6 protein-coding genes, 1 tRNA gene and 1 pseudogene are annotated in these 8,988 nt (G+C 67.4%); 1 reads left to right on the top strand and 7 read right to left on the bottom strand.

Features of this window, described 5'->3' with window-relative positions; translation table 11 throughout:
• A partial coding sequence (locus J2852_RS26005; RefSeq protein WP_209881297.1) for an IS110 family transposase occupies window positions 1-498 on the bottom strand: 498 nt, incomplete at its 3' end.
• A gap of 113 nt (window positions 499-611) precedes the next feature.
• Window positions 612-1,292 (bottom strand): annotated as a pseudogene (locus J2852_RS26000) (IS5 family transposase).
• A gap of 53 nt (window positions 1,293-1,345) precedes the next feature.
• On the opposite strand from J2852_RS26000, the gene J2852_RS25995 reads away from it, so the two are divergent.
• On the top strand, window positions 1,346-2,650 hold the full coding sequence (locus J2852_RS25995) for a hypothetical protein (protein WP_209881295.1): 1,305 nt from the start codon (window positions 1,346-1,348) through the stop codon (window positions 2,648-2,650).
• A gap of 206 nt (window positions 2,651-2,856) precedes the next feature.
• On the opposite strand, the gene J2852_RS25990 is transcribed toward J2852_RS25995, so the two are convergent.
• The 5 genes from J2852_RS25990 to J2852_RS25970 all read right to left on the bottom strand — a co-directional run bounded on the left by J2852_RS25990 (window position 2,857) and on the right by J2852_RS25970 (window position 8,842).
• Window positions 2,857-2,932, bottom strand: a tRNA-Glu gene (locus tag J2852_RS25990).
• Window positions 2,933-3,044: 112 nt separating this feature from the next.
• Window positions 3,045-4,844, bottom strand: a complete 1,800-nt coding sequence (gene recJ, locus J2852_RS25985) for a single-stranded-DNA-specific exonuclease RecJ (RefSeq protein WP_209881308.1) — start codon at window positions 4,842-4,844, stop codon at window positions 3,045-3,047.
• 403 nt (window positions 4,845-5,247) lie between these two features.
• A complete protein-coding gene (gene glpX / locus J2852_RS25980) occupies window positions 5,248-6,234 on the bottom strand; it encodes a class II fructose-bisphosphatase (RefSeq protein WP_209881293.1) in 987 nt (328 codons plus the stop codon).
• Between the two features lie 44 nt (window positions 6,235-6,278).
• Window positions 6,279-7,574 carry a homoserine dehydrogenase gene (locus tag J2852_RS25975; protein WP_209881291.1) on the bottom strand — a complete coding sequence of 432 codons (1,296 nt, stop codon included), beginning with the start codon at window positions 7,572-7,574 and terminating at the stop codon, window positions 6,279-6,281.
• Entirely contained in the window at window positions 7,571-8,842 is a 1,272-nt protein-coding gene (locus tag J2852_RS25970; RefSeq protein WP_209881289.1) for an LL-diaminopimelate aminotransferase, read from the bottom strand. Before J2852_RS25970 ends, J2852_RS25975 begins: the two co-directional genes overlap by 4 nt.
• Between the last annotated feature and the right edge of the window lie 146 nt (window positions 8,843-8,988).

Genomic DNA, 8,988 nt, shown 5'->3' with positions numbered 1-8,988 from the left:
GACCACGCGTTCCAGGGTCGGCTGGCCATGGACCAGTTCCCGAACACGGGCCGCGAAGGCGGCCTTGCCCACCATTCCGATCTTCAGCCCGAAGCTCTGCAACTGCTTGCGGGCGGTCAGCAGGGCTCGCACTTCCTGGGCTGGCAGCGCCTTGGCGTGGACCGGCCGGAACCAGCCCATCCGGATCAGCTGCGCGATGCCGCGGGCGTCGTTCCGGTCCGTCTTCACCGTCATGGCGGACAGTGCCGCTTTCACGTGGCGCGTCTCGATCAGCATGGCGGGCATGCCCGCTTTGATGAGGCCATCGTGCGGCCATTGCGACAGCGGACCAGCTTCCAAGCCAACACGGGCCAATTTCACCCCGGCCGCCGTGAAGAACCCCACCAGCGCGTCGGGATCGCTGCTTACCTTGAGTTCGCGGACGATTTGCCCGCTTCCGTCCACCACGCAGACACTGCACTGATCCAGAGACACGTCGATCCCAGCGTAGTAGTCCATGGCTCGCCTCGCTCCCATGCTTGGGGCCGACCCGCTCAGCCCCCGCTTCCTCCATCAGCGTGAGAGGCCGCCGCTTGTTCCTCCGCGGCAGAACCCAGGCTCGATTACCGCATCTAACAGAACCGCTGGATCTGTTTGAAGGCGATGAGTGCGCAGGCCAAGGTTGAGAAGGCCTGATGGATGTCGGCGCGGCGCTCGTAGCGGACGGTGAGGCGGCGGAAGCGGGCGAACCAGGCGAGTGTGCGCTCGACCACCCAGCGGTGCCGGCCCAGGCGCTCGCTGCTCTCGATGCCACGTTGGGCGATACGGGGGATAACGTTGCACTCGCGGCACTCGCGCCGGCAGCGCTGGTGATCGTAGGCTTTGTCGGCGTGCAGCTTGCCGGGCCGGCGGCGGGGCCGCCCGCGCGGGCCTTGGAGCGGGGGCGCGGCGTCCAGCAGGGTTTCCACCATGGTGGAGTCGTGGCGGTTTTGGCCCCGGTCAGGCGGATGGCCAGCGGAGTGCCGTTGCAGTCGGTGAGGACGTGACGCTTGGTGCCGGGACGCCCGCGGTCGGTTGGGTTCGGGCCGGTCTCCTGGCCCCCCTTTTGCCGGGAGGCTGGCGCGGTCCAGTGCCGCCCGGCTCCAGTCAATGCGCTTGGCCCACGCCAACTCCTGCAAGAGCACAGGCAGGAGGCCGGTGAGCGCCTCACGGTTTCCCACCGGCGGGCGGCCGCGACTCCCCTCCGGCTTCTCTGGGGGGAGCAACGGTTCGATGAGCGACCACAGACGGTCGGGAAGAAGAGGGGCGGCCATGCCCTCCTCAACAGCGATCCGCATTTTTTGTTAGGGGCACTTATGCCGATGCTTTGGCGGAAGCTGCGCAGAAGCCCAAGGAGCAACGGGCGAAGTTCATTGAGGACCGGCTTGCGGCTGCCTTCGACGGTGACGGCAAGGCGGCGGACAAGGTGGCCCTTCAGTACGCCCCTGAAGTGACCTTCACCCAAGACCTGAAAGCGGACACTTGGTATGGCGGCCCCACCCTCAGCGAAGTCCTTCAGGACAACGTGGTCAAGGTGCCCTACCTCCGCGCTGTCCTGCCCTTCATCCGCAGCCCGACCAACGTTGCCCGGTTCGTCTGGGACCGTTCGCCACTGGCCCTGACCCGTCGCCAGTTCTGGACCGACATCCAGGCGGGTGGGGAGAGGGCATGCCTCGCGACCGGGCGGCTCATCCTGGGGGCCGCCGCGTGGGTCTCTGCGGTTGACCTTGCCTACAGCGACCGGATCACCGGAGGAGGCCCCCAGGACCGGCACCAGCGCGCCCAACTGGAAGCTACGGGATGGAAGCCCTATTCCGTTGTCGTCACCCATGAGGACGGCACGGTTGAGTATGTCGGTTACAACCGCCTTGATCCCTTCGGGATGGTCCTGGGGTTGGCGGCGGATTATGCCGAGGTGTCCTCTCAGCTTGGGAAGAGGGAGACCGAGGAGGTGGCGGCGGCGATGGTCGCGGCTGTTGCCAAGAACCTCAGCAGCCAGACCTACTTCCAAGGCTTGGCCCGCACGGTGGAAGCCCTGGCCGCGCCCGACAAGCCCATGGGGCCGTACATGGGGGACTTTATCGCCTCGCATGTTCCGGCAGCCGTGAACAGCTTCCGGGAAGATGACGAGCTACGGGAGGTGCGCTCCGTTATGGACGCCCTCATGGCGAAAATCCCCGGCTACACCACCCAGCTAGACCCCCGCAGGAACGTCCTGGGGGAACCCCTGAAGGTCACCAAGGCATGGGGTCCGGATTGGTTGTCCCCCTTCGCTCACTCCGAGTGGAGGCAGGACGGCGTTGCGGATGAGCTTGCACGGTTGGCGATGGTCAACTTCAGGGGCTTCCGTCCACCACCGACCAAGTTGGGCAATGTTGACCTGACGGACATCCGCAGGGGCAACGGAGAGCGGGAACAGTCCGCCTATGATCGGTGGATGGAGTTGACGGGGACGATGCGGATCGGCGGGAAGACCGTCAAGGAAGCTTTGGAAGGGCTCATCACAAGCCCGACCTGGGAGACGATGACGGACGGGAATGAGAACTATGACGGTTCCCGCACTCAGGTGGTCACGGACATCCTGACCAGATACCGAAGCGGCGAAACAGACGCTTATGCAGGAGTGGCCTGAGTTCCGGGAAGCGGACCATCAAGAGCAGATGAACCGCCTGAACACGCTACGGATGCCTTCAGCGCGGTAAACCAGATTGCCCTCAGGCTTTGGCCTGGGGCTTTTGGGTCGAGGCTCGGACCTGTGTGGAAAACCTGCGTGGAAACGAAAAAGGCCCAGCTAAAAAGCTGAGCATTTTTCAATTCCTTAGCCACACTCAAGGAGAGTGGCGTCCCCAAGGGGATTCGAACCCCTGTCGCCGCCGTGAAAGGGCGGTGTCCTAGGCCTCTAGACGATGGGGACGTCGTTGGCGTGGGCGGGTTTCTAAACGTCGGACGGGGAGAGTGCAAGCCTTTTTTCCGACTTTTTCTGCGAACGTCCGGACATGCCCCGCATGCGCTGAAAATGCTTGCTTTTACGCGGCTTGCGAGGGCGCCGCGTCGTCGATCAGAAGCTGCACGCCCTCCGACCCGTTCCACCGGTCGATGCGCAGAACGCCGGCGATGTGGAAGGGCGTGCCCCGCCCCATCAGCAGCGCCTTGCCCAACTCGCTGTCCAGCGCGCGGAAGGCGATGGCCTTCAGCCGGCTGCCGTCGTTGCCTTGCAGAATGCAGCGCACGTGGTTCGCACCCACCACGTCGGCGCGCACCACGCGCGCGTCGGTCAGGGCAAAGCGCGGTTCGGCGTTGCCGGTGCCGAAAGGACCCAGCTTGTTCAGTGTGTCCACCAGAGCCGGCGTCGCCGCTCCCACAGCCAATGCGCCGTCCAGTTCCAGCGTCGGTACCAGTGGGGCCGCCGCCACCTGTTCGGCGATGCGGCCGGTCAGGAACGCGCGCAGGGCCTCCAGCTTGTCGCCGGCCACCGTGAAGCCCGCTGCCATGCGATGCCCGCCACCGGCCAGCAGAAGGCCTTCCTGGCGCGCCGCGATCACCGCGGCGCCCAGGTCCACGCCGCGCACCGAGCGGCCCGACGCCTTGCCGATCACGGTGCCGTCCGCCCCCTGCTCCAGCGCGATCACGCAGGCCGGGCGGCTGTAGCGCTCCTTCAAGCGGCTCGCGACGATGCCGATGACGCCGGGGTGCCAGCCCTCCCCTGCCACGAAGACCAGTTCGGCCTCCCTATCCGCCTGCTCCTGAACCCGCGCCAGCGCGTCGTCGAGAACGCCCTGCTCCACCGCGCGGCGCTCGGCGTTGTGGGCTTCCAGCTTTTGGGCGAGGTCCATCGCCTCAATGGGATCGTCGGTGGACAGCAGCCGGGCGCCGAGGTCGGAGGCGCCGACGCGCCCGCCCGCGTTCACGCGCGGCCCGAGCACGTAGCCGACATGGTAGGCGTCCGGCTTTTCCTTCAGCGCCACGACGTCGGCCAGCGCCGCGAGGCCGGGATTGCTGCGGCGGGCCATCACCTTCAGCCCCTGCGCCACCAGCGCGCGGTTCAGCCCCGTCAGGGGCACCACGTCGCACACCGTGCCCAGCGCCACGAGATCCAGCCAGTCCATCAGGTTCGGCTCGGGCCGGTCCTTGTAGAAGCCGGCGTTGCGCAGGGCGCGGTTCACCGCCACCACGGTCAGAAAGGTCACTCCGGCCGCGCAGAGCGTGCGGTAGGCGCCGTCCTCGTCCAACCGGTTCGGGTTGACCAGCGCCACGGCCGGGGGCAGCCGGGGTTCCGCCGCGTGGTGGTCCAGCACGACAACCTCCAGCCCCGCGTCGGCCGCCGCCTCCAGCGCCGCGAAGGCGGAGACGCCGCAGTCCACAGTCACCACCAGCCGCACGCCCTCGGCCTTCAGCCGCAGCAGGGCTGGCGCGTTCGGGCCGTAGCCTTCCTTGATCCGATCGGGAACGTAGATGCGGAGGTCGGCGCCCACCGCCCGGAAGAACCGGCGCAGCACGGCGGAGGAGGTCGCCCCGTCCACGTCGTAGTCGCCGAAGACGGCGACCGGCTCCCCGTCCTGGATCGCGCGGGCGATGCGCGACGCGGCGGTGTCCATGTCCTTGAAGCGGGAGGGGTCGGGAAGAAGCGCCTTCAGGGTCGGGTTCAGGAAGGCGTCGCACGCGTCCTCCGTCACGCCGCGCGCGGCGAGCACGCGCCCGACGATCTCCGGCAGTCCCCGCCCCTGCGCCAGGGCCCAGGCCAGCCGCTCGTCGCAGGGACGCGCCTGCCAGCGCTTTCCGGACAGGGAATTGGCGACGTTCAGAAATGCGGGAGGCGTGTCGGTCATGCTGCCCATGGTGCCACGGTCGGGGGCCGAACCCATAGCAGATGACGCGAAGCGCGGGCTAGGGGCGGGAGCGTGACAAGGAGCGCATCAGAAGGCATGCACAAGATGCATGGGCGCAATTGTGCATCGTTGTGCGGATTGTGCAGTCCGTGGACTCTGCACAATGGCGCGAATGGGCGATTTTCGCTGTTTGGCCAAAACGTTGCGGGGATCTATACGCCCACATACGTTGTGCATTGACCGTGTGTGAACACTCCCGCTCGCCATGCGTGAATGACATAGCTGAAACTGTGAGCGGGCGCACTCCGGCGCTTGATGACGGGCACCGTACCGTGAACGGGACGAGAACTCAACGGAGGAGCGCGAGGGGACGGTGTCCCCTCGCCTCTTCTCTCACAACAGCTTACTTCACGCCCGGCTTGCGGTTCAGGTTGTGGTGCGCCTCGATGTAGCGGACCGTGCCCGACTTGGAGCGCATGATGACCGAGTGGGTGGTGGCGCCACCGGCGAAGCGGCGGACGCCCTTCAGCATGGCGCCATCGGTCACGCCGGTGGCGGCGAACATGACGTTGCCACGGGCCAGCTCGTGCAGGCTGTACTTCTTGTTCAGGTCGGTCACGCCCCACTTGGCGGCGCGGGCCTTCTCGTCGTCGTTGCGGAACAGCAGACGGCCCTGGAACTGGCCGCCGATGCAACGCAGGGCGGCGGCGGCGAGAACGCCTTCCGGCGCGCCGCCGGAGCCGACATACATGTCAACGCCGGTGCCCAGCTGGCTGGTGGCGATCACGCCCGACACATCGCCGTCGGAGATCAGCATGATGCGCGCACCGGCCTCGCGCACGCGGGCGATCAGCTCGGCGTGGCGCGGACGGTCGAGAATGCAGACCAGCAGTTCCTCGACCTCGGTGCCCTTGGCCTTGGCGAGAGCCTTCAGGTTGTTGGCCGGGGTCTCGTCCAGATCCACCAGCTGGTCCGGCAGGCCGGCGCCGACGGCGATCTTGTCCATGTAGACGTCGGGGGCGTTCAGGAAGCCGCCCTCCTCGGCCATGGCGACGACGGCCAGGGCGTTCGGGCCGCCCTTGGCGGTGATGGTGGTGCCTTCCAGCGGGTCGAGGGCGATGTCCACCTTTGGCCCCTTACCGGCGCCGACCTTCTCGCCGATGTAGAGCATCGGCGCCTCGTCGCGCTCACCCTCGCCGATTACGACGGTGCCGTCGATGTACAGCGTGTTGAGCGCCTGGCGCATGGCGTCGACGGCGGCCTGGTCGGCGAGCTTCTCGTCGCCGCGACCCATCAGCAGCGACGCGGACAGCGCGGCCGCCTCGGTCACACGGACGGCTTCCAGCGCCAGGTTCCGGTCCATACCGGACAGGTCGACATGAACAGACATTGGTGTACTCCCCCGAATCTTAGCTCGGTGTTTGTATGGTTCGATCAAAACTGCTCGATGCGGATCATGCGCGGCGGCTCGACCACGGCCTCTTTCTTGCCGATGGTGGCGAGCGCCCGCTGCATGGCCGCCTCGTTGGTGTCGTGGGTGGTCAGAACCACCGGCACGGCTTCGCCCGGCGAACGGCCGCGCTGCAGGAACTGCTCCATGGAGACGTTCTGGTCGCGCATCGCCGCCGCGATATCGGCTATCACGCCGGGGCGGTCCACGACCATCAAGCGTACGTAGTACGCCCCCTGACGGGCCTCCATGGGCGAGGGCTGGGCCTTCGCGAGGCTCGCCGCCGGCACCCCGAAGGTGGGGGTGGAACGGCCGCGCGCCACGTCGATCAGGTCGGCGACGACGGCCGAGGCAGTCGGGCCGGCACCGGCGCCGCGTCCGACGAACAGCACGCGGTCAACGAAGTCGCCCTGGGCGACGACGGCGTTGAACACGCCGTCCACCGCCGCGATGGGGGCGGCCTTCGGCACCATGCAGGGATGCACGCGCTGCTCGATGCCCGTGGCGGTGCGCCGCGCAATGCCCAGCAGCTTGATCCGGTAGCCAAGCGCGTCGGCGTAGTCGAAGTCGAGCGCCGAGACGTGGCGGATGCCCTCGACATAGACGTTCTGGAAATCCACCGGCGTGCCAAAGGCCACCGAGGTCAGCACGGCCAGCTTGTGCGCCGCATCCACGCCGTCGATGTCGAAGCTCGGGTCCGCCTCGGCGTAGCCCAGCTTCTGCGCCTCGGCCAGCACGTCCGCGAACTCGCGGCCGGTGGTGCGCATCTCGGTCAGGATGTAGTTGCAGGTCCCGTTCAGGATGCCGTGCACCTCGGCGATGCGGTTGCCCGCCAGCCCTTCGCGCAGGCCCTTGATGATCGGGATGCCGCCGGCCACCGCCGCCTCGAACGCGACGGCGAGGCCCTTGCCCTCGGCCTTCAGCGCCAGCTCGGTGCCGTGGTGGGCGAGCAGGGCCTTGTTGGCGGTGACGACGTGGCGGCCCAGCTCCAGGGCCGTTTCGACCGTCTGCTTGGCAGCCCCCTCAGAACCGCCGATCAGTTCGACCACCACGTCAACGCCGGGGTGGGCGGCCAGCTTTACCGGGTCGTCGTACCACTCGACAGCCGAGAGATCGACGCCGCGATCCTTGCCGCGCGAGCGGGCGCTGACCGCGACCACCTCGATACGGCGGCCGCAGCGCTGCTCGATGACCTCGGCCTGCTGGGCGAGGAGCTTCAGGACACCGGCGCCAACCGTGCCAAGACCGGCGACGGCAATTTTAAGAGGAGCGTTCGTCATTTCGCTTTCGCCGGTTCGAGGAGGGCGGCGCGCGCCGCCGGGTCCTTGCTCGCCGCCGCGCCCGCGGCGTTGGAGCGGAAGAACTCCTTGATGTTGCGGGTCGCCTGACGGATGCGGTGGACGTTCTCCACCAGCGCCAGACGGACGTGCCCGTCGCCGTACTCGCCGAAGCCGATGCCCGGCGCCACGGCCACCTTGGCTTCCTGCAGCAGCAGCTTGGAGAACTCAAGGGAACCGAGGTGCGCGAACTGTTCCGGGATCGGCGCCCAGGCGAACATGGAGGCGGCCGGGCTCGGCACCTCCCAGCCGGCGGCGGCCAGCCCCTCGATCATCACGTCGCGGCGCTGGCGGTACATGGTCCGCACCTGCTCCACGCAATCCTGCGGGCCGTTCAGCGCGGCGGTCGCGGCGACCTGGATCGGTGTGAAGGCGCCGTAGTCCAGGTACGACTTGATGCGCGCCAGAGCGGTGATCAGCTTCTTGTTGCCAGTGGCAAAGCCGATGCGCCAGCCGGCCATCGAGTAGGTCTTCGACATGGAGGTGAACTCGACCGCCACCTCGCGCGCCTCCGGGATCTCCAGGATGGACGGGGGCGGCTCGCCGTCGAAGAACACCTCGGCGTAGGCGAGGTCCGACAGGATGTAGATGCCGTGCTTGCGGCAGAACTCCACGATCGGGCGGTAGAAGTCCAGGCCCACCACCTCGGCGGTCGGGTTGGACGGGTAGTTCAGCACCAGCGCCAGCGGCTTCGGCACGCTGTGGCGCACGGCGCGCTCCAGCATGACCATGAAGCTGTCGATGTCGGTGGAGGTGCCGTTGGCCTGCCCCACCGGCAGATGGCGCACCGACGCGCCGGCCAGGATGAAGCCGAAGGGGTGGATCGGGTAGCTGGGGTTCGGCACCAGGATGATGTCGCCGGGGCTGGTGATCGCCTGGGCGAGGTTGGCGAGGCCTTCCTTCGACCCGATGGTGACGATGCACTCCGTCTCCGGATCGATGTCCACGTTGAAGCGGCGCTTGTAATAGGCCGCGTGCGCCTTGCGCAGGCCGGGGATGCCGCGCGAGTTCGAATAGCGGTGCGTCTTGGGATCGCGCACGGCTTCGATCAGCTTGTCCACGATGTGCTGCGGGGTGGGCTGGTCGGGATTGCCCATGCCGAGGTCGATGATGTCCTCGCCGGCGGCGCGAGCTCGCGCCTTCATCGCGTTCACTTCGGCGAAAACGTAGGGAGGCAGCCGCTTGATGCGGTGGAATTCTGAATCGCTCATGGACGCTCCGAAGCCGTTCCGGCCGCGCCACGAACCCATTGCCAGCGGACCGGGACCACCTATCTACCGCCGCGTCTCAGCAGATGCGAGGCAAATTTCGCGGCGGAGGCGCAAGCTTTTCGGCGGTCCTACCACTTGCGCCCGAA

The sequence above is a fragment of the Azospirillum soli genome, assembly GCF_017876165.1.
GTDB classification, from domain to species: Bacteria; Pseudomonadota; Alphaproteobacteria; order Azospirillales; family Azospirillaceae; genus Azospirillum; species Azospirillum soli.
Note: the sequence above shows the minus strand (reverse complement) of the source record. Positions and strands in the feature narration are given on the sequence as shown.